Here is an 18,829-nt window from a genome sequence, read left to right on the forward strand (position 1 = left end):
CCCTTCTATTGATACGGATCCAGTGTAATGGGGAGCTCCCGAGACCCCCGTCAGCGGATCGGATGCAGCTCGGCGCGCCGGACCCCGCCGTCAGCCATTGATTTGGCCTCGGCGAGAAGCTCGCCGAGTTGGAGGGGATACACCGTCTCGCCGGCGTCGGCCAGTTCGGCGATGGTGGCCGCGTCACACCAGCGGTGGCCGTGAATGTAGCGAAGTTCCAACTCGGTTCGGCCATCCGCCGTCGGCTCGAACCTGCCGGTGCGGTGGATGAAGTAGAACTCCTGGCTCTGGATGACGGTGCCGTTGAAGTCGATGACCGAGTCGCGCCGCCACACCGGACCCACCATCTGGGCCGGTCCCACCCGCAGGCCGGTCTCCTCGGCGATCTCGCGCACCGCCGTGTCGACGAGCCGCTCACCCGGGTGGGCCTGCCCGCCCACGGTGAACCACCACCGCGGCGCGTTGCCGTCGGTGACGGCCGGGTCGGATCCGCAGAACAGCAACACCGCACCGTCGTCGTCGAGCAGCACCACCCGCGCGGAGGTTCGGCGGTCCACCAGACCCTCGTCGGTGGGTGCCACCGCAGGATCGGCGCGTTCGGCGATCTCGAAATAACTTGGCAGTGGCGCGGTTCCGCCCAGGCGCAGCCAGCGCACCGGACGCCGGTCCCGCAATGCCAAGGTGTCGCGCACCGCGTCGTTGTGGAACCGGCGGGCCAGCAGCACGCGGGCTTCCGCGTCGGCCAACTCTGCCGCCAGGGCCACCGGGATCGCGTTGGGATCCACCCGCGCCAGCGCAGCCGACAGCTCGTTCTCGGCGGCTTCACGGTTGGCCCTCGGCGCACGCTCGGCGGCGTCGGCCAGCGCCACCAGCCTTCTGCCCTCCGGGCGGTCCCGGTAGGCGTCGGCCGCCACCGCGCGGGCCACCACCGCACGGCGGGCCAGCGCCCCGTCGAGTGCCTGCCAGGACAGGTCATAGCGGACGTGGAGACGATCCAGCCGGGTGGCTGTCTGGTAGGCCCAGAAGCCGATCAACAGCAGGACGACGACCAGAACCCCGGTCAGAGACCAGTACAACGGACCCGACATTAGCTGGCCACCTGAACCTTGACGCCGGCCCCGGCGACCGTCTCGTAAACCCGCATCATCTGGTCGGCCACCACCGACCAGTCATACCGGCGCACGGCAACTTTGGCGGCCTCGACGTAGCGGGTGCGCAGCTTGTCGTCGTCGAGAACGGCGACCAAAGCCTCGGCGAGTGCGTCCGAGTCGTCAACGGGCACCAGCCGCCCGGCCCTGCCGTCGAGCAGCACCCGGCGGAACGCGTCGAGATCGCTGGCGACCACCGGGGTGCCCGCAGCCATCGCCTCCACCAGCACGATGCCGAAGCTCTCGCCGCCGATGTTCGGGGCGCAGTACACGTCGGCGCTGCGCATGGCCGAGGCCTTCGTGGCGTCGTCGACCTGCCCCAGGAAGCGCAGATGGCCGGCCAGCGCGCCGGCCTTCTCCCGAAGCTCCTGCTCGTCGCCGCGGCCGACGATCAGGATCTCGATGTCGGCGAACCGCTTCACCAGCGCAGGCAGCGCACCCAGCAGCACCGCCATCCCCTTGCGCGGTTCGTCGTAGCGGCCGAGGAACAGCACCGACCGGCCGGGCCGGGGATAACCGTCGAGGCGGGGCGCCTCGGCGAACGAGGCCACGTCGACTCCATTGGGAATCTCGACAGCGTCTGATCCCAGCGCCTCCATCTGCCAGCGGCGCGCCAGGTCGGACACGGCGATGCGGCCGACGATCTTCTCGTGGTAGGGGCGCAGAATGCCCTGAAACACGCTGAGTGTCAACGACTTCGTGGTCGAGGTGTGAAACGTCGCGACGATCGGGCCCTCGGCTGCCTGCAACGCCAGCATCGACAGGCTGGGCGCATTGGGCTCGTGCAGGTGCAGGACGTCGAACTCGCCCTGCGCCAGCCATTTCTTGACCTTGCGGTGGGTGGCCGGCCCGAACCGCAGCCGGGCCACCGAGCCGTTGTACGGGATCGGTACGGCCCTGCCGCCGGAGACGACGTAGTCGGGTAGTTCGACGTGCGGGGAGGCCGGCGCGAGCACGCTGACCTCGTGCCCGCGCTCCCGCATCACCTCGGCGAGTTGCAACACGTGCGACTGCACCCCGCCGGGCACGTCGAACGAATACGGGCACACCATGCCGATCCGCATCAGCGGGTGCCATCCCCCTGTATTCGTGCGCGCCGCTCCTCGGACAAGTCGGCCAGCCACTGCGGCTGGAGCATGTGCCAGTCCTCGGGGTGGGCCGCGATGTTCTTTCCGAACTGGTCGGCCAGCGCCTGTGTGATGACGCCGACGTCGCCGCTCGAGCAGTCCAGCGCCGGGAACAGGCGCACGACGCAGTCTTCACCGCGGTAGTAGACGTGCGCGGGCAACAGCGCGGCGCCGGTCTCGATCGCCAGCCTGGCCGGGCCGGCCGGCATTCTCGTCGGCTGCCCGAAAAGGTCCACTTGCACACCGGATTTCGTGAGATCACGCTCGGCCATCAGACACACCGCCCGGTTGGCACGCAGCCGCTCGGCGAGCACCTCTATCGGCGGCCGCTCGCCTCCGTTGAGCGGCAGCACCTCGAACCCGAGGCTTTCGCGGTAGTCCAGGAACCGACGGTAGAGGGACTCCGGCTTAAGGCGCTCGGCGACGGTGGTGAAGGTGCCGCTGTGGTGGACCAGCCACACCCCGGCCATGTCCCAGTTGCCGCTGTGCGGAAGGGCCAGGATGACGCCCCGGCCCGCCGCGTAGGCGGCGTCGACGTTCTCCTTGCCGATGATCACCTCGTCGAGGCGGCGCGCGAGAGCTTGCAGATCGAGCGTCGGCAACCGGAACGCCTCCCGCCAATATCGCGCGTAAGAGGCCAGCGAAGCGCGAATCAGTGAGTCCGGCACCTCGGCGGGCGTAGTGGCGATCACCCGGGCCAGGTTCTTGCGCAGCTGCTCGGGACCGCCACCCAGCGCCGCGAAGCGAGCACCGGCACCGAAAGCGTTGCGCGCCAAGAACTCCGGCATGGCCCGGACCAGGCGCCAGCCCACGGCGTAGCTCAGGTCGGCGAGGCTGTCCCTGGACGGAAACCGCTTGCGGCCCGCCGCCAACAGTCCCGCTGGAGCGGCGATCACTGCCCGGCACTCCCCTGATCGGCCGCAGGCTGGCCGGCCGGGTCGATCTTGTCCGTCGCGCCCGGCGAACTGCGCACGTTGTGCACCCGCTGACCCACGGTGACCAGGCTCGCCACCGCGAGCAACCACATCGCGATGTGCAGCAGGATCGGCAGGGAGAAGAACGGCAGGTCCGAGAACCCGGCGCCGACCAGCACGATGGTCAGCCGCTCCGGACGCTCGATGAGCCCGCCGCCGCCTTCCAGGCCACTGGCCTCGGCACGGGCCTTGATGTAGGAGATCACCTGCGAGGTCACCAGACAGATCAGCGTGGCCACCATCAACGACGAGCTGTGCAGACCGAATGCCGCCCACCACAGCAGGCCGCAGAACACCGCCCCGTCGCTGATCCGGTCGCAGGTGGCGTCGAGTACCGCACCGAACCGGGTGCCACCGCCGCGCTGGCGCGCCATCGCCCCGTCGAGCATGTCGGCGAGCACGAAGAAACAGACCGCCACCGCGCCCCACCACAGCTGCCCGATCGGGAACAGCGTCAGTGCGGCCAGCACCGAGCCCGCGGTACCGACGATGGTGACGATGTCCGGGGTCAACCCGATCTTGAGCGCGGCCTTGGCAACCGGCGTGCTGAGTTTGGTGTACGCCGCGCGGGTCATCAGGTAGAAATCACTCACGGCTGGTTGACCCACTCGCCGGAGAGCAGCTTGCGGGTGTCACGCAGCAGCTGCGGAATGACCTTGGTTTCACCGACGATGGTGATGAAGTTGGCGTCACCGGACCACCGCGGCACCACGTGCATGTGCAGATGCTCGGCCAGCGAGCCACCGGCCGACTTACCGAGGTTGAGCCCCACATTGAAACCGTCGGGGTTCGAGACGGCCTTGATCACCCGAATCGCCTTCTGGACGAACGCCATCAGCTCGGAGCTCTCGGCCTCGGTGAGGTCCTCCAACTCCGAGACCTGCCGGTAGGGCACCACCATGAGATGACCGGGGTTGTATGGGTAGAGGTTGAGCACCGCGTACACCTGCTCGCCGCGGGCGACCACCAGGCCGTCCTCATCGGGCAGGGTGGGGATGTCGGTGAAGGGCCGTGACGGCACCGACGACTTCTTCTGTGCGGGGACCTCGACGATGTAGCTCATGCGGTGCGGGGTCCACAACCGCTGCAGCCGGTCCGGGTCCCCCACTCCCCGGTCGGTCAAGGAGTCCCGTTCGTCAGTCACCGTCGACCTTCACCACTTCCGTCGAGGGGACGGCATTCTGGCGGTCGGCGATCCACTTGAGGATTGTGGCCACCGCCTGCTGACGGGGTACACCGTTGATCTGGCCGCGGTCACCGAAGCGGAACGACACGGCCCCCGCCTCCACGTCGCGGTCGCCCGCGAGCACCATGAACGGCACCTTCTGGTTGGTGTGGTTGACGATCTTCTTGGCCATCCGGTCGTCGCTGGCGTCGACCTCCACCCGCACGCCGTGCGATCTGAGCTCGGCGGCGAGGTCATGCAGGTAAGGCACGTGGCCGTCGGCGACCGGGATGCCCACCACCTGCACCGGGGCCAGCCACGCCGGGAAGGCGCCGGCGTAGTGCTCGGTCAGGATGCCGAAGAACCGCTCGATGGACCCGAACAGCGCGCGGTGGATCAGCACCGGCCGCATGCGGGTGCCGTCGGCGGCGGTGTACTCCAGCTCGAAACGGTCGGGCATGTTGAAGTCGAGCTGGATCGTCGACATCTGCCAGCTACGGCCGAGCGCGTCGCGCACCTGAACCGAGATCTTCGGCCCGTAGAACGCCGCCCCGCCCGGGTCGGGCACCAGATGCAGGCCGGAGGCCTCGGCGACCTCCCGCAGCGTCTCGGTGGCCTCCTCCCACACCTCGTCGGAGCCGACGTACTTGTCCGGGTCCTTGGTCGAGAGCTCCAGATAGAAGTCGTCGAGGCCGTAGTCGGACAGCAGGTGTAGCACGAACCGCAGCAGCGAGGCCAGCTCGTCGCGCATCTGCTCACGGGTGCAGTAGATGTGCGAGTCGTCCTGGGTCATACCGCGCACCCGCGTCAGGCCGTGGACGACGCCGGACTTCTCGTAGCGGTACACCGTGCCGAACTCGAAGAGCCGCAACGGAAGTTCGCGATACGAACGCCCCCGCGACCGGAAGATCAGATGGTGCATCGGGCAGTTCATCGGCTTGAGGTAGTAGTCCTGCCCTGGCTTGCGCAGCGCGCCGTTCTCGTCGAACTCGGCGTCGATGTGCATGGGCGGGAACATGCCGTCGGCGTACCACTCCAGGTGACCGGAGGTGATGTACAGCTGCTCCTTGGTGACGTGCGGGGTGTTGACGAACTCGTAGCCGGCCTCGATGTGCTTACGCCGCGAATACTCCTCCAGCTCGCGGCGCACGATGCCACCCTTGGGGTGGAAAACCGGTAGGCCCGAACCGAGTTCGTCGGGGAAGCTGAATAGGTCGAGTTCCACACCGAGCTTGCGGTGGTCGCGACGCTGCGCCTCCTCCAGCAGCTCGAGGTGACGGTCCAAGGCCCCCTGGGACTCCCACGCCGTGCCGTAGATGCGCTGCAGGCTGGCGTTGTTCTGGTCACCGCGCCAGTAGGCCGCCGAGCTTCGGGTCAGCTTGAACGCGGGAATGTACTTGGTGGTGGGGATGTGCGGCCCACGGCACAGATCGCCCCAAACCCGTTCCCGCGTACGGGGATTGAGGTTGTCGTAGGCGGTCAGCTCATCACCGCCGACCTCCATGATGTCGGCGTCGCCGGACTTGTCGTCGACGAGCTCGAGCTTGTATGGCTCAGCGGCCAGTTCGCGGCGCGCTTCGTCCTTGGACTCGTAGACCCGCCGGGAGAACAGCTGGCCTTCCTTGACGATGGCGCGCATCCGCTTCTCGAGCTTCTCCAGATCCTCGGGAGTGAATGCCTCGGGCACGTCGAAGTCGTAGTAGAAGCCGTCGGTGATGGGCGGACCGATGCCGAGCTTGGCCTGCGGGAAGAGCTCCTGCACGGCCTGGGCCAACACATGGGCCGCGGAGTGGCGGATGACGCTGCGGCCCTCGTCGGTGTTGGCGGCCACCGGAACCACCTCGGCGTCGGTGTCCGGGGTCCAGTTGAGGTCGCGCAGTTTGCCGTCGCCGTCGCGCACCACCACGATGGCGTCGGGTTCGCCGCGCCCCGGCAGGCCCGCGTCGCGCACGGCGGAGCCCGCGGTAGTCCCGGCAAGAACCCGGATCGGGGCTGCTGGGGCGGTGGTCGCGGGGGCGCTCATCACGGGATCTCTTTCGGTTGACTCAGGACACTGCGGACCGCCGCGACGTCTCGCGGTCAATCGCGACCATGCTATCGGGGTGCTGATCAGGCGCCGAGGCCGACGGGGCTCTGCAAGGTCGGGTGATCCAGCCCCAGCAGGCTTGCCGACCAGCCCACCGCGCCGACCAGCCAGAGGGTGGCCACCACCGCCGCCGCGGTGAACACCACCCCGAGCGCCTGCACCCACCGGCCCTGCCTGCGGAACCACGCCATGGTGCTGTTGTAGCGGCCGCGGGTGAACGTCAGGGTGCGATGCGCCCAGTAGAACTCGGTGGCCAGGATGGCCAGGCCAAGGAACAGGATCGCCCAGCCGGGTCCCGGGTAGGGAATCGCGACGATGCCGACAACCAGCACGGCGAGTCCGACCACCCCGACGGCGACCCGGTAGGCGAAATCGGCGACCGGCCGCTCATGCAGACGGTCACGCCGGTGCGCCCACGCGTGGAGCCATTCCCGGCGCCGGCTCACGGCTGACCCTCCTTGAGCTTCACGAACAGTCCTTCCCTGTCGGCCAGCAGGGTGTCGCCGCCGCAGAGCCGGACCACCCGGCAAGGGTCGCGCCGATCACCGTCATGTCCTCTGCCACCTGGTTACCGTATGCCGCCGGCTGCAGGTCCTTGACAACGAAGGTACGTGTCGCGGTGGCATGGTAGACCGGCGAAGCTGAGCGACCTGGCCGGCCAGATTTTCGCCGAATCATGCGGCGGACTCGACCGCGACGCCGGTGATTCTCCACTCAAGCATTCCCTCGGCGGCCCGTCGAGCGTTGAAGCCATGCCGCTCGAGAAGGCGCACCGCGTCGTGGGCGAGCACGCAGTATCGCCCACGGCAATAGGCGACGACCTCTCGGCCGGCCGGCAGTTCGGCAAAACGCGCGCCGAGTTCGTCGAGGGGTATGTGAATGGCCCCGGGCAGATGTGCGGCACGGTATTCCGGTGCCGGGCGGACGTCGAGAATGACCACCTCACCCTGCCGGGCGCGGCGCAGCAGATCCTCGGTGGCCACCGCCTCGATGTCGTCGGATCCCAGATAGGCCCGGCGGGCGACCTCGGTGTGCGGTCGATGCCGTTGGGCGACCCGCCTCAGGAGGTCCCAGAGTTCGGCGACGTCGTTGCCCGACAGCGCGTAGAAGATGCGTTTGCCGTCCCGCTGCGACGTGACCAGGCCGGCTTCCCGCAGCGCCTGCAGATGGGCCGAACACGTGCTGAGACCCAGTCCTGCGGCACCCGCCACATCGTCGACGCTGCGCCGTCCCTGCGCTAGCAGGTCGAGCAGTTCGAGCCGCTTGGGGTTGGCAAGCGCCTTGCCCACCGCTGCGAATTCGTCGAACAGGGCGTCCTTGGCGGCGCGGTCACCCATGGGCATGCTCCTTCGGCCGGTGTGGTTCATACATACGGACCGCGACCACCAGTCCCGAGGCGGCCGTCAGTGCAGCTACCGCCCAGATGGCGGCGCGGACACCGAGCAGGTCGGCGACCAGACCCGCGACCAGCGCGCCGACGGCGAAACCGCCGTCGCGCCAGAGGCGATAGGTGCCCACCGCTCGGGCCCGCCACGTGGGGTGCGCGACGTCGCCGATGGCGGCCAGTAGCGTCGGGTAGACCATGGCGGTTCCGGCACCGAGGGCTGCGGCCGCCGCCGCCCACGCGGCAAACGAGTGACTCATCGCGATACCCGCCAATGCCATTGCCTGCAGCCACATTCCGAATGCGATCATCCACTTGCGGCCCCACCGGTCTGACAGTGCGCCGGTGAACAACTGGCCCGCTCCCCACACCGCGGGATACAGCGCCGCGAGCACGCCGATACGACCGACGGGAAGTCCGGCACCGGCGAACAGAAGAGGAAACAGCCCCCACGCGAGCCCGTCGTTGAGATTGTTCACCAAGCCGGCCTGGCTGGCTGAGGACAGCGCCGGCTCGCGAAAACTGGTTTGCAGGAACACATCCCGGTTTGTCAGCTGCCCGTGGAGATCGGCGCGGGTTTCGTGGCAGGCGGCTTCGAATTTGGCGTGGCCGTGGGTCTCCTTGACGAACCGCGCGGACAAGCCCAATCCGATTGCGGCAAAGGCGATCCCGAGCAGGAAGGGCGCGGGGCGAAGCCCGTGGTACTGGGCGAGGTAACCGGTCACCATCGCCGTCAGGGCGACCGCGCCGTAGCCGGCCGCCTCGTTGAGACCCATGGCCAGGCCGCGACGGGACGGACCGACCAGATCGATCTTCATGACCACGGTGGTCGACCAGGTCAGCCCCTGACCGATGCCGAGCAGCACGTTGGCGGCGATGACCCACGCCCAGGCGGGCGCCCAGATGAGCAGCGGCGAGATCGGGACGGCGACCAGCCAACCGGCGATCAGGACGGGCTTGCGGCCGCAGCGGTCGGACAGGGTGCCGGCGAAGTAGTTGGTCGCAGCCTTGGCGAGACCGAACACCAGAACGAAGGACAACCCGGCGGTGTAGGCCCGCAGGCCGAACACCCGCTCGCCGAGCAGGGGCAGCACGGTGCGTTCCTGGCCCAGCATGCCGCCCACCAGGGCGTTGACCGCCACAAGCAGGCTGAACTGGGCGGCGTTCTGGCGAAGGCCCAGCGCCACGGCTCCATCCATCATTCCATGATTACATGGAATGATGGATGGAGTGCCAGCCGTGCGCGAGCACATGCTGGTTTTCGAGAGGTGTCTCGGCGGAGGATCGAGACCAGAATTGTGGTGGTGGTCCCGGCTGGGATCGAACCAGCGACCTTCCGCGTGTGAGGCGGCTGGTGAACCGATTATCCACGGCACTGGCGTCTGGCTCAGCTTCCTGACCAGCCTAAACGGCCGGCAGAGACGGAACTCCATTTCCTGGGATGTGTCACCTTTGTGTCACCATGGCCCTTTCCGGCCCCCGGAGCCAGCAAATGTCGCGTGCAGAGGAGGGTGAGCCATGGACCGTTTCCGCCCGGGGGTGGTGTGCGGAGGAGTACCGCGCACCGTGGGCTGCGCACCCGCGTCTCGCAGAGAAGATTGATCGGTGTGGGCGGGGAGGATTCAAGATTGCGAATGGATAGCTCCCGCGTAATCAGGTACCATCATGGTACCTGATCGGAAGGGGTGGAGCAGATGCCCGCGCTGAATGTTCAATTCACGGACGATGAGCTGGCGCGCGTTCGCACAGCGGCTAGCCGCAGCGGTAGCTCATTGAAGCTGTTCGCGCACGACGCGATCATGGCAGCCGCCGACAACCGCGCTAGCCGCGTCACCGAGGCGTTCGAGTACGTGACGGCCCGATCAAGCGAGCTAAACCGCCGCCTCGCATGACCGTCTACCTTGAGCGCGACGACATCGTTGCTGGTGGTGGAATCGCTTGCGGATTCCCCCTCCTCGTCACCGACGAGGGGCTATTGCAATCAGCGGTAGCCCGGCCACAAACAAGCGCCTTCGGCGACGACGCATACCCGACGCTCCGGGACAAGGCCGCCGCGTTGCTGCACTCACTGGCACGCAATCACGCCTTCGTAGACGGCAACAAGAGGACCGCCTGGGCGTCCGCGTGGGCGTTTCTTCGACTGAATGGTGTTGACCTGCCTGACGTGTACGACGTCGACCACGCCGAGCAGTTGGTACTCACGGCGGCATTGGGTGAAATCGACTGGCCCAAAATTGCTGGCGGGCTCCAAGCCCTCGCCGCGGATTGAGGTTTTCTCAGTAGTTTCCCCTCTGGAGAGTTGACAGGACGATTGCGGCAGCAACAATCTGGCCAATTCTGGTTGGGCACAGTCTGATTCGCCGAAGACACCGCCAGCGTTCTTTGAGTTCGGCATTGGCGCGTTCCCCGATCGCCCGAATCGCGGTCAGCAGCGCGTTGTAGCTGCGATTGTCAACGGCGAGGTCACGGCCTTTGACCGGGCTGTGCACCCCGATCCCGGAACCTTGGTAGCCCTTGTCCGCCAACGTCGGCAGACCGTCGGCGGCGGCCTTGTACAGCGCGCCCAGACAGTGTGCGCGGGCAGCGGTGATGTCATGCACGCTGCCCGGTTCGACCTCGCTGGACCACACCGGGAACCCGGCCGGGTCGGCGAGGATCTGCACGTTGCCGCCCTGGGTCTTGTGCTTACCCGAGTACCACAGGTGATGGCCGGCCTCGGTGCGCTCGTTCACCCGGTCGATCTCGATGAGCGTCCCGTCCAGCGTGACGTGCGACCAGCCTTCCCGCTTCGCCCGGTCGAGCACGTCGTGCAGGTCGGGTGCCTGCTCGGCGATCACGTCGATCGCCTCGTGCAGATACCGGTAGCAGGTGGAGATCGGCAGCCCGGCCTCGAAGGCCAGCAGCCGGATCGGGGCGTCGTCGCCGAACCAGCGCAGCACCAGCTTGGCCTGCGTGCGCACCGTGCCCGCGCGTCGCCCGGCGCGGGTGCCGATCTCGCGCCGGTGCGCGCGCAGCAACGCGGTCACATGAAGCAGGGTTTCCTCGGGGACGTCGCAGATGGCAGAGTAGGTGAACACGTGGGGTCCTCTTGCGGCGGAACGGCTTTCTTGGTCGAAACCGATCCTTGAGCAGGAACCCCACGTCCTGCTCTCACGACACGCTGGAAACTCCAGTCACACCAACCTCACACGCCCCAAGTGAGAAAACCTCATTGAATCCTCCCGGCTTTAGCCGGGGAGGATTCAATTTTCGGGCTCTATTGGGCTCTTGTGACATATCCGTGGGTGGCAACCGCCCGCTGGCCGCAGGGTTGGTTTCCTGGTTATCGGGCAACTTCGAGGATGGGCCGATGGCGACCGGCACGACCGACACCGCAGCGGTGGCCACCGGCGAACCGGAGGTAGTCGTTCCGCTCGCGATGCACATCGAGACGTTCCTCGAAGACCTCCGCAACGCGAACACATCAGCGAACACTATCCGCGCCTACCGCGGAGACCTGACCGCCTTCGCCGAGCACTACGACGGCGACCTGACCACGATGGGTGTCGACCCGATCCGGGCTTTCCTGTCATCGATCGCCGGACAAGCCCCGGCCACTCGCAAACGCACGCGGGCCGCGGTGTCCGCGTTTTGCCGGTGGGCGGTGCGCCACGACCGGATACCTGCCAACCCCCTGGACAAGGTGGACACCATCAGCGTGCCGAAGACCCTGCCACGGCCGGCACCCGCAGCCGACATCTTCAAAGTCCTCAACGCGATCTGCTCGCGGCGCCCCCGCAAGGACATCACCACCGATGTGCTGCGGGACCGGGTGCTGTTCGAGACCGCCTACCAGTGCGGCCTACGCGCCTCGGAGGCGTGCGGGCTGTATGTCGAGGATTTCGACCTCACTGTGGACGACGAGCACGTGCGCGTGCACGGCAAGGGCGGCACGGTGCGCACCGTGCTGCTCGACGACCGCTGCTACGTCGCGTTGGTGAAGCTGTACCTGGCGCGAGTTGGGTACACGTGCGGGCCGATGTTCCGCGCCAGCATCAACGGAAAGGGCGGCCCACTGTCGTACTCGGCCGCCCACAACCGCTGGCAATCCTACTGCGCCGCAGCCGAAGTCGCGATAGATATCCATCAACTGCGCCACAGCCACGCCACGGAACTGATCAACTCCGGGGTCGGGATCGAGGTGGTGCGCAAACGCCTCGGTCACGCCTCCACCGAGACCACCCAGATCTACACCCTGCTCGCAGACAAGATCGCCGACGACGAGATCCGCGCCGCCCGCCTCCGACGTGACACCCAACTGGGCAGGTAGCCGAGGCTGGGCACCCGAACAACGAGTTCGAGCGGGATACGGCCGAAAGCCGGTTGAGGAGGTGTCAGCGCGGGGATGAGATCATCTGCCACATGCGCGACACCGAGATTTTCCGCCATCTGCTGGGACTGGAAGCCCCGTGGAAGATTGCACGGATCAAGCCATCAGCGACCACCGGCGGGGTAAACATCTGGGTTAAACATATGGCGCGAGCCCATTTCGTTTGTCCACACTGCGATGCGTCGCTGCCGGTTTATGACCACTCGGCCGAGCAGACGTGGCGACATGTCAACCCGGTGTCCGTTCCCATCTTTCTGCATGTCAGTCCGCCACGGGTAGCTTGCCCTGACCACGGAGTGAGTCAGGTCGGGATCCCATGGACCGAGCCTGACTCGATGTTCACGCCAATGACTTAAGCGGGTCGGTGTCAGCGCAGGGGTCCCTCCGGGGACTGCTGGTGACCTGGTGGGTCAGATGCGTCAGCGCCTCGCTGCGCTGTGGCGGCGCGTCTGCCAACAACGTGTCGACCCTTCTGCCAGACTTCGGTGCATGAGCAGACGCAACCGGGAGAAGCGGGCCGCAAAGCAGAAGAACCGGCGGCGAGGCCCCTCCGAGCAAGAGCGCATGAGATTCGACCCTGCGCCCGACCAAGTGCTCTGGCAAGAACTCCTGATCGAAGCCTTGCGTCACGCGGCGATGTGCTCCAACGACGACGCGGAATTGCACGCCACTGAATTGCTCGCGGAGTTACCCGCCTCGGAGCGGGATCTCGACCTGGCGGCCGACACCGCTGTAGCCGACGCTATCCGGGCGGCGTGGGAGGCGGGCTGGTTGCCGTCCGACCTTCACGAGTTCGCCCGTCGCAAGCTCGAACCATCGGCCGCCGGATACCTAGCCGAGGCAATAGTCCGCGAGTCCAAGCGGTACGCGGTCGCCACGCTGCACCCGAGATGGCACGCCGACCTCGTCGTCCTTTCAGCCGGGATCGACCCGAATACACAGACACCGCAGATGTGGCGCTGGGCAACTCTGAACGGCACCGACCGCTGCGCGGCGCTGACCGTTGTACTGAAGGTGCTGGCCCTGCTGGGGACACTTGTTGTGCTCGAACCGCTGCTGCCGCTGCCGGGCGCGCGCCAACACACCCCCACCACGGCGGGCGAGCTCGACGAGAAGGGTCTCGCCAGGGTGCGCGCCCTGCTGGCCAAGGCCGAGGCAACCAATTTCCCCGAAGAGGCCGAAGCGCTCTCAGCCAAGGCCCAGGAACTGATGAGCAGGTACTCGTTGCATCGATGCGTTGCTGACCACGACCACAATCGGGAACCGGTGGCAGCCGGGCGCCGGATATGGATCGATAGCCCCTACGCCGGGGCCAAGGCATTGCTCGTGCAGGCCGTGGCCACGGCCAACCGTTGTCGTACGGTGTGGACGGAAAACCTCGGGTTCGTCACGGTTGTCGGAGCCGAAACCGAGATCAACCTCGTCGAACTGCTCACCACGTCGCTGCTGGTGCAGGCCAACCGGGCGATGCTGGCTGCGGGCAGCCAGCTCAGCAGCCGTGGCCATTCACGGACGAGATCGTTTCGCCAATCGTTCCTCGTCGCATACGCCACTCGCATCGGCGAGCGACTCGACACCACGAATGCGACGGTCACGGCCGAGATAGCCGACTGCCGGCTACTTCCCGTGCTGGCGGCACGCAGCCGGGCGGCTGATGAGCTCACGGACCGACTCTTCCCGTCAATGCGGCATCGCCCGGTATCGGTGTCCAACCGAGCGGGCTGGGGTGCCGGGCGGGCAGCGGCGGACCTGGCTCTGCTCGACGTGCACGCCTCGATCGCAGGGTAGCGTCCGAGGAGGTTCGGCGAAGACAATCCTATCGGGACCGGTGGAAAAGTCAGGGTGCCGGAAAGGTTGGTGCGCGGCTCTTTGACCTTGGGATTTATCGCCGTGTGATCGGCGTGGCTGCTGTGGCGGGTGTGACCAACGGGTTTGGATGCAGGTTGCGAAGCCATCCATCCGAACTCGAGGTCACACCCGCGTGCCATCTTCCCCGACACTGCCCGCCGATACGAACACGACGCGCCACCAACGACTGTTGGCAGCCCTGCAGACAGTGCCCGACCCACGCGACCGGCGTGGGGTGCGTTACCCGTTGGCCGGGGTGCTTGCGCTCGCAGTCACCGCCACCATGGCCGGGTGCCGCTCGTTCGCGGCGATCGGTCAGTGGGCCGCAGAGACCGCAGCCGACAAGCTGGCCTCCTTCGGACTCCCCAGCGGTAGCGCTCCCGACGAGTCGACATTGAGGAAACTGTTCGCCCGCCTCGATGCCGACGCCCTCGACCGGGCGCTGGGCCTGTGGATGTGGACGCGGACCTTCACCGTTGATCGGCGCCGGGTGATTGCCTTGGACGGCAAGACGGTCCGAGGCGCGCGTACCCGCCCTGACGGTAAGGCGCCGCACCTCGTCGCCGCATTCGACCATGATGCCGGCGTCGTCCTCGGACAGGTCGCTGTCGATGTGAAAAGTAACGAAATCCCCGCCGCCCGAACACTATTGGGATCTCTCGAACTTGACGGCGCGGTGGTGACTCTCGATGCGATGCACACCCAGACCGATACCGCTACAGCCATCACCGCAGCCGGCGGCGACTACGTGTTCACGGTGAAGGCGAACATGCCCACCCTGCACCACAAGCTCAACAAGCTGCCGTGGAAGGACATCCCCGCCCACACGGCCAGGGCCACCGACCGTGGCCGGCGGGTCACCCGCACAATCAAGGTCGCCGATGTTCCCGACTGGATCGACTTTTCCGGCGCAGCCCAGGTCGCCCAACTTCGCCGCACCGTCACCGACAAAGAAACCAAAACCGTCGAGGTCGTCTACCTGATCACCTCCGCACGTCACACCGCCGCGCCGCCGCAGCGACTCGCCACCTGGGTGCAAGGCCACTGGGGCACGAGGTGCCTCGGCTTTGCTTTCTGCTCGTCAACCAGACCCGGCGATCTTTCGCGCCAGTCCTGGCCAGAAACGCATGGGTGGTCTCGGCTGCTAGTGGCCCGCCGCGCCAGCCGGTTTTTGCCGAGCTCGGTCAGGAATGCGCGGCGGGAAACTTCAAGGGCGGCTATGGATTTCACCCGCTTACGGCGTGGTGCGACAATACCGGGGAGCTGCTGGCGGTCATCGCACGCAGCGGGAACGCGGGGTCGAACACGGCCGCCGATCACATCGCGATCATCGACGCCGCGATCGCCGCGGTACCCGCGCGGTGGCGGCGCAACCTGCTGGTCAGCATCGACGGCGCCGGATCCAGCCACGCCGTGGTCGAGCACCTCACCGCGCTGAACGCCCGGCCGGGCTGGTCGGTGCAGTACTCGGTCGGATTCGACCTAGACGAGCGGGTCCGCACCGCGATCGGGCAGACCCCCGAGCAGGTGTGGGAGGCCGCGCTCGACGCCGCCGGCAAGGCGCGCGGGGACGCGCAGGTCGCCGAGGTGACCGGGCTGCTGCGGCACAGTACCGGCGGCGATCGGCTCGACACCTGGCCGGACGGGATGCGGATCCTGGTGCGACGGGAGGAGATCGAGACCGGCGCGCAGCTATCGCTGTTCGAGCAGGCCAACGGCTACCGCTACCAGCCGCTGGCCACCGCCGCCGCCGGCGGGCAGGCCCAACGATTGGAGGCTCGACACCGGGTACACGCCCGCGTGGAGGGGTTCATCCGCTGCGGCAAAGCGACCGGCCTGGCCAAATGGCCATCCGGGTCGTTCGCGATCAACACCGCCTGGATCACCGCGGCCGCGATCGCGATCGACCTGCTGTGCTGGACGCGGCTGCTGCTGCTCGACGGCGCCCTCGCCAAGGCCGAGCCCGCCACCCTGCGCTACCGGCTGCTGCACGCCGCTGCCCGCCTCGTCTCCCATGCCCGCATGCTGATCCTCCGCATCCCCGAACCCTGGCCCTGGGCAGAAGATTTCGCCGACGCGTTCAACCGCGTCCGCGCTATCCCCTGACCACAGCCACCTTGCCCGAGCAACCCAGGAAGGAGTACCCCCACCGGGAACGTGGAACCCGGCGCCACCGCACGACACGCGGCGCCGCCGCTTATCCGCTACCCCAGAATCACGACCGAAACGGCCGAACCGCCGCCCGTCACGGGCCAACCCGGCCTACCGTGAAATTTCGAGGCCTGTGGTACTCGGGCGAGCACAAGACCCAGGGCGGCAACGTGCAGATCCTCGCCGACCCGGCCGGGTTCCCGGTGTGGTCCAGCGAGGTCGAACCGGGCAGCGTGCATGACATCACCGCTGCCCGCGCACACTGTCTGGGCGCACTGTACGAGGCCGCCGCCGACGGGCTACCGACGTTGGCGGACAAGGGATATGAGGGCGCCGGGATCGGGGTGCACAGCCCGGTCAAAGGCCGTGACCTCGATGTCGCCAATCGCAGCTACAACACGCTGCTGACCGCGATTCGGGCGATCGGGGAACGCGCCAATGCCGAACTCAAAGAACGCTGGCGGTGTCTTCGGCGAATCAGACGGTGCCCAACCAGAATTGGCCAGATTGTTGCTGCCGCAATCGTCCTATCAACTCTCCAGAGGGGAAACTACTGAGAAAACCTCAATATCACCCAGGCGCAGACCCACGATGTCGACGGGGCGCAGACCCGTCCTGGCCGCCAACAGCAGCAACGCCCGGTCGCGAAGCCCTTGCCCCGTGGTCGGATCCGGGAGTTGACCAGCTGCTCGATCCGATCAGCGGCCAGCACCGCCACCGACCTGCGACGCCGAGCGAACGTCGCTGGCACCGCCGCGGACAGTCCCGCGCGGCAGCCGGCATCCTCCAAGAAGCGGCACAGCACCCGCAACGCCGACACCACGGTCCGCATACTCCCCGCCTGGTAGCGACTGGCGAGAAACACCACCGCAGCCGATACGTCCGCGCGCGAGAGGCCCTCGATGGCGGACACACCACGCTCGGGCAGCCAGGCCAGCACCGTGCGGGACACCGTCGCATACAGCTCCCGCGTCGCCACCGCCAGCCTGCGATGATCGAGCCACGCCTCGAACTGCTCCTGAACCGGCCGGAACGCAACGTTCAGCACGTCATTGGGGTGCGACCGGCGCGACTGCCGCCACCGGTACGAACCCGTCACCGCCACCTCGGCCAGCACCAACGCCGACTTGCGTAGCAGCTTGCGTTTCCAATCCTTGATCCGCCCCTGCCGGTGCTCCTCGGCCACGAACCGCAAGAACGACGCGACGACCTCGTCCGTGACCTGGTCCGCGCCTTCACGTGAACAGAACGACTCGAACTGCGACCACGCCCACCGGTACTGCCACAACGTCGACGGCGCATGCCCCAGCCCAGCAACCACGTCGCCTGCCCGCCCGACCACCCCGCCCACAGATCCACGCATTTGCTGCTCCTCTCGAGATACACGACAGAGACGAGCAGCGTAGGCACCCATCGTTATCCCGAGGAATCAGGACTACAGACGCCTTCGACCTCCATCAACGCCGGACACTCCGGATAACCAAATCCTCGGGATAGTCGCACGGGTGGGCCACCTGGCCGGGTCGGTGAAAAATCCCCGGGCTTGCGAGTACTCCGTCCAACCCACACTGAACTGCGGATCGGCCGAATCAGCCTTGGGCACAATCGGTGTCATGTTGTCGGGGATCAACACCTTGAAGACACCGTCGAAGAATCGCCAGGCCGCCTCGCAGCCGGCGATGATCACCTCCAGGGTCTGGTTGAACGTCAGCCACACGAACATGTGCCGCGAGTAGACCGCGGTGAAGATCAACGCGTGCACCACCCGGTTGCGCCCAGATTCGGGATCGAAGATCTTGCCCATCTTGCCGAAGTCGATCTGGCATTCCACCCCGGGTTCACCGTCGGCCACCGGCACCGTGCCAACGCTGCCGCGACCCCGGTAGTCGGTGTGCTGCGTGCAGTACCGGTGCAGGGTCCGCTGCGGCACGATCATGCCGCGACGTGCCAGCAGGTCACCGATCTTGACCACTGTCAAGTCCTTGCCGACCCATTCGACGATCTGATCGTGGTTGGCGCGCAACAACTCCCATGCCGCACCGTGGCCATCCGGCCGGCCCGGACGCACCGCCTCGATCACCGCGCCGATCAGCTCGTCGGTGAGCTGGTCCAGATCACCGCCTCGGTCCAGCCCCGCCAACACCGCCGCATTCGTATAGTCGCGTGCGGTCTTTGCGGTCCACCCCGGCCAATGAAGCCACCCGGCGCAAGCCGACCCCCGTCATCCACACCCGCAACAGCTCACGTACCTCGATCACCGAAACCTCCCGATACATTCAGCGGACCTCCTTCACATCGATCGACATGAAGTGATCCGACCCTGTAATCGAGCGACCACCGGCGCGACACGCTGGTGGTCCCATCACTGGCAAACGGGTGGTCCAATGAAGCTGGCTAAACCCTGGTCAAAGTGGTCCCATCACGGTGGCGGTCGACAGACCCCTGCCCAGTGCTTCGGCAGCCTCGAAGCGACGGCGAGGTTCGGCTGGGACACGTTTGGCGCCGGCCCAAGTCGCGACGGCACCACCAGCAGCGGCGCGGCGCCAGCGCGCGTTTGCGGTGCGCATGCGGTGGGAT

Annotated in this window: 19 protein-coding genes and 1 pseudogene; 8 read left to right on the plus strand and 12 right to left on the minus strand. The window is 67.0% G+C overall.

Annotated features, from left to right (window positions below):
• Positions 1 to 50 precede the first annotated feature (50 nt).
• The 9 genes from K9U37_RS15445 to K9U37_RS15485 form a co-directional block, all read right to left on the minus strand.
• Complete coding sequence (locus K9U37_RS15445; RefSeq protein WP_243072435.1) at positions 51 to 1,088, minus strand: NUDIX hydrolase; 1,038 nt, start codon at positions 1,086 to 1,088, stop codon at positions 51 to 53.
• Entirely contained in the window at positions 1,088 to 2,212 is a 1,125-nt protein-coding gene (locus K9U37_RS15450) for a glycosyltransferase family 4 protein (RefSeq protein WP_243072436.1), read from the minus strand. The genes K9U37_RS15445 and K9U37_RS15450 overlap by 1 nt, the downstream gene beginning before the upstream one ends.
• Positions 2,212 to 3,171, minus strand: coding sequence for a phosphatidylinositol mannoside acyltransferase (locus tag K9U37_RS15455; RefSeq protein ID WP_372489526.1), 960 nt, complete (start codon positions 3,169 to 3,171; stop codon positions 2,212 to 2,214). The genes K9U37_RS15450 and K9U37_RS15455 overlap by 1 nt, the downstream gene beginning before the upstream one ends.
• Positions 3,168 to 3,842 (minus strand): phosphatidylinositol phosphate synthase, encoded by a 675-nt coding sequence (pgsA, locus tag K9U37_RS15460; RefSeq protein WP_308197390.1) that lies wholly within the window; start codon positions 3,840 to 3,842, stop codon positions 3,168 to 3,170. The genes K9U37_RS15455 and pgsA overlap by 4 nt, the downstream gene beginning before the upstream one ends.
• Positions 3,839 to 4,393 carry an ATP adenylyltransferase gene (locus K9U37_RS15465; protein WP_243072437.1) on the minus strand — a complete coding sequence of 185 codons (555 nt, stop codon included), beginning with the start codon at positions 4,391 to 4,393 and terminating at the stop codon, positions 3,839 to 3,841. The genes pgsA and K9U37_RS15465 overlap by 4 nt, the downstream gene beginning before the upstream one ends.
• Complete coding sequence (thrS, locus tag K9U37_RS15470; protein WP_243072438.1) at positions 4,386 to 6,437, minus strand: threonine--tRNA ligase; 2,052 nt, start codon at positions 6,435 to 6,437, stop codon at positions 4,386 to 4,388. Before thrS ends, K9U37_RS15465 begins: the two co-directional genes overlap by 8 nt.
• Before the next feature lie 86 nt (positions 6,438 to 6,523).
• Positions 6,524 to 6,946 carry a TIGR02611 family protein gene (locus K9U37_RS15475; RefSeq protein ID WP_243072439.1) on the minus strand — a complete coding sequence of 141 codons (423 nt, stop codon included), beginning with the start codon at positions 6,944 to 6,946 and terminating at the stop codon, positions 6,524 to 6,526.
• A 228-nt stretch (positions 6,947 to 7,174) separates the two neighbouring features.
• Entirely contained in the window at positions 7,175 to 7,837 is a 663-nt protein-coding gene (locus K9U37_RS15480) for an ArsR/SmtB family transcription factor (protein ID WP_243072440.1), read from the minus strand.
• Positions 7,830 to 9,083 (minus strand): MFS transporter, encoded by a 1,254-nt coding sequence (locus tag K9U37_RS15485; protein ID WP_243072441.1) that lies wholly within the window; start codon positions 9,081 to 9,083, stop codon positions 7,830 to 7,832. Before K9U37_RS15485 ends, K9U37_RS15480 begins: the two co-directional genes overlap by 8 nt.
• A 495-nt stretch (positions 9,084 to 9,578) precedes the next feature.
• Here K9U37_RS15485 and K9U37_RS15490 point away from each other — a divergent pair, with 495 nt between their 5' ends.
• Both K9U37_RS15490 and K9U37_RS15495 read left to right on the plus strand, forming a co-directional pair.
• Complete coding sequence (locus tag K9U37_RS15490) at positions 9,579 to 9,776, plus strand: antitoxin Phd (RefSeq protein WP_243072442.1); 198 nt, start codon at positions 9,579 to 9,581, stop codon at positions 9,774 to 9,776.
• Positions 9,773 to 10,153, plus strand: coding sequence for a type II toxin-antitoxin system death-on-curing family toxin (locus K9U37_RS15495; protein ID WP_243072443.1), 381 nt, complete (start codon positions 9,773 to 9,775; stop codon positions 10,151 to 10,153). The genes K9U37_RS15490 and K9U37_RS15495 overlap by 4 nt, the downstream gene beginning before the upstream one ends.
• Positions 10,154 to 10,160: 7 nt before the next feature.
• Here K9U37_RS15495 and K9U37_RS15500 read toward each other — a convergent pair whose 3' ends face one another.
• Entirely contained in the window at positions 10,161 to 10,961 is an 801-nt protein-coding gene (locus tag K9U37_RS15500; protein WP_243072444.1) for a transposase family protein, read from the minus strand.
• 272 nt (positions 10,962 to 11,233) lie between these two features.
• Between K9U37_RS15500 and K9U37_RS15505 the strand changes: the two genes are divergently transcribed.
• The 6 genes and pseudogenes from K9U37_RS15505 (at position 11,234) to K9U37_RS15530 (ending at position 16,809) form a co-directional block, all read left to right on the plus strand.
• Entirely contained in the window at positions 11,234 to 12,193 is a 960-nt protein-coding gene (locus K9U37_RS15505; protein ID WP_243072445.1) for a tyrosine-type recombinase/integrase, read from the plus strand.
• 92 nt (positions 12,194 to 12,285) lie between these two features.
• Positions 12,286 to 12,609: a transposase family protein gene (locus tag K9U37_RS15510; RefSeq protein WP_243072446.1), complete on the plus strand. Its 324-nt coding sequence runs from the start codon at positions 12,286 to 12,288 to the stop codon at positions 12,607 to 12,609.
• Between the two features lie 133 nt (positions 12,610 to 12,742).
• Positions 12,743 to 14,041, plus strand: a complete 1,299-nt coding sequence (locus K9U37_RS15515; protein WP_243072447.1) for a DUF2786 domain-containing protein — start codon at positions 12,743 to 12,745, stop codon at positions 14,039 to 14,041.
• Positions 14,042 to 14,189: 148 nt separating this feature from the next.
• A pseudogene (locus K9U37_RS15520) lies at positions 14,190 to 15,140 on the plus strand (ISAs1 family transposase); the annotation flags it as partial.
• Between the two features lie 92 nt (positions 15,141 to 15,232).
• Entirely contained in the window at positions 15,233 to 16,207 is a 975-nt protein-coding gene (locus tag K9U37_RS15525; protein ID WP_243072448.1) for a transposase, read from the plus strand.
• Between the two features lie 161 nt (positions 16,208 to 16,368).
• On the plus strand, positions 16,369 to 16,809 hold the full coding sequence (locus tag K9U37_RS15530; protein WP_308197391.1) for a transposase family protein: 441 nt from the start codon (positions 16,369 to 16,371) through the stop codon (positions 16,807 to 16,809).
• Here K9U37_RS15530 and K9U37_RS15535 read toward each other — a convergent pair.
• Complete coding sequence (locus tag K9U37_RS15535) at positions 16,803 to 17,615, minus strand: site-specific integrase (protein ID WP_243072449.1); 813 nt, start codon at positions 17,613 to 17,615, stop codon at positions 16,803 to 16,805. The two genes, K9U37_RS15530 and K9U37_RS15535, sit on opposite strands and share 7 nt — an antisense overlap.
• 72 nt (positions 17,616 to 17,687) lie before the next feature.
• Positions 17,688 to 18,395 (minus strand): hypothetical protein, encoded by a 708-nt coding sequence (locus K9U37_RS15540; protein WP_243072450.1) that lies wholly within the window; start codon positions 18,393 to 18,395, stop codon positions 17,688 to 17,690.
• Positions 18,396 to 18,829 lie beyond the last annotated feature (434 nt).

Origin of the sequence: Candidatus Mycolicibacterium alkanivorans (genome assembly GCF_022760805.1) — a bacterium.
In the GTDB taxonomy this organism is placed as follows: Bacteria; Actinomycetota; Actinomycetes; order Mycobacteriales; family Mycobacteriaceae; genus Mycobacterium; species Mycobacterium alkanivorans.

Bases quoted from the DNA above. Each gene is read 5' to 3' on its own strand.
- K9U37_RS15495 (WP_243072443.1), top strand. From the start codon at position 9,773: ATGACCGTCTACCTTGAGCGCGACGACATCGTTGCTGGTGGTGGAATC.
- K9U37_RS15510 (WP_243072446.1), top strand. From the start codon at position 12,286: ATGCGCGACACCGAGATTTTCCGCCATCTGCTGGGACTGGAAGCCCCG.
- K9U37_RS15505 (WP_243072445.1), top strand. From the start codon at position 11,234: ATGGCGACCGGCACGACCGACACCGCAGCGGTGGCCACCGGCGAACCG.
- K9U37_RS15515 (WP_243072447.1), top strand. From the start codon at position 12,743: ATGAGCAGACGCAACCGGGAGAAGCGGGCCGCAAAGCAGAAGAACCGG.
- K9U37_RS15450 (WP_243072436.1), bottom strand. From the start codon at position 2,212: ATGCGGATCGGCATGGTGTGCCCGTATTCGTTCGACGTGCCCGGCGGG.
- K9U37_RS15485 (WP_243072441.1), bottom strand. From the start codon at position 9,083: ATGGATGGAGCCGTGGCGCTGGGCCTTCGCCAGAACGCCGCCCAGTTC.
- K9U37_RS15535 (WP_243072449.1), bottom strand. From the start codon at position 17,615: ATGCGTGGATCTGTGGGCGGGGTGGTCGGGCGGGCAGGCGACGTGGTT.
- K9U37_RS15490 (WP_243072442.1), top strand. From the start codon at position 9,579: ATGCCCGCGCTGAATGTTCAATTCACGGACGATGAGCTGGCGCGCGTT.
- thrS (WP_243072438.1), bottom strand. From the start codon at position 6,437: ATGAGCGCCCCCGCGACCACCGCCCCAGCAGCCCCGATCCGGGTTCTT.
- K9U37_RS15445 (WP_243072435.1), bottom strand. From the start codon at position 1,088: ATGTCGGGTCCGTTGTACTGGTCTCTGACCGGGGTTCTGGTCGTCGTC.
- K9U37_RS15480 (WP_243072440.1), bottom strand. From the start codon at position 7,837: ATGGGTGACCGCGCCGCCAAGGACGCCCTGTTCGACGAATTCGCAGCG.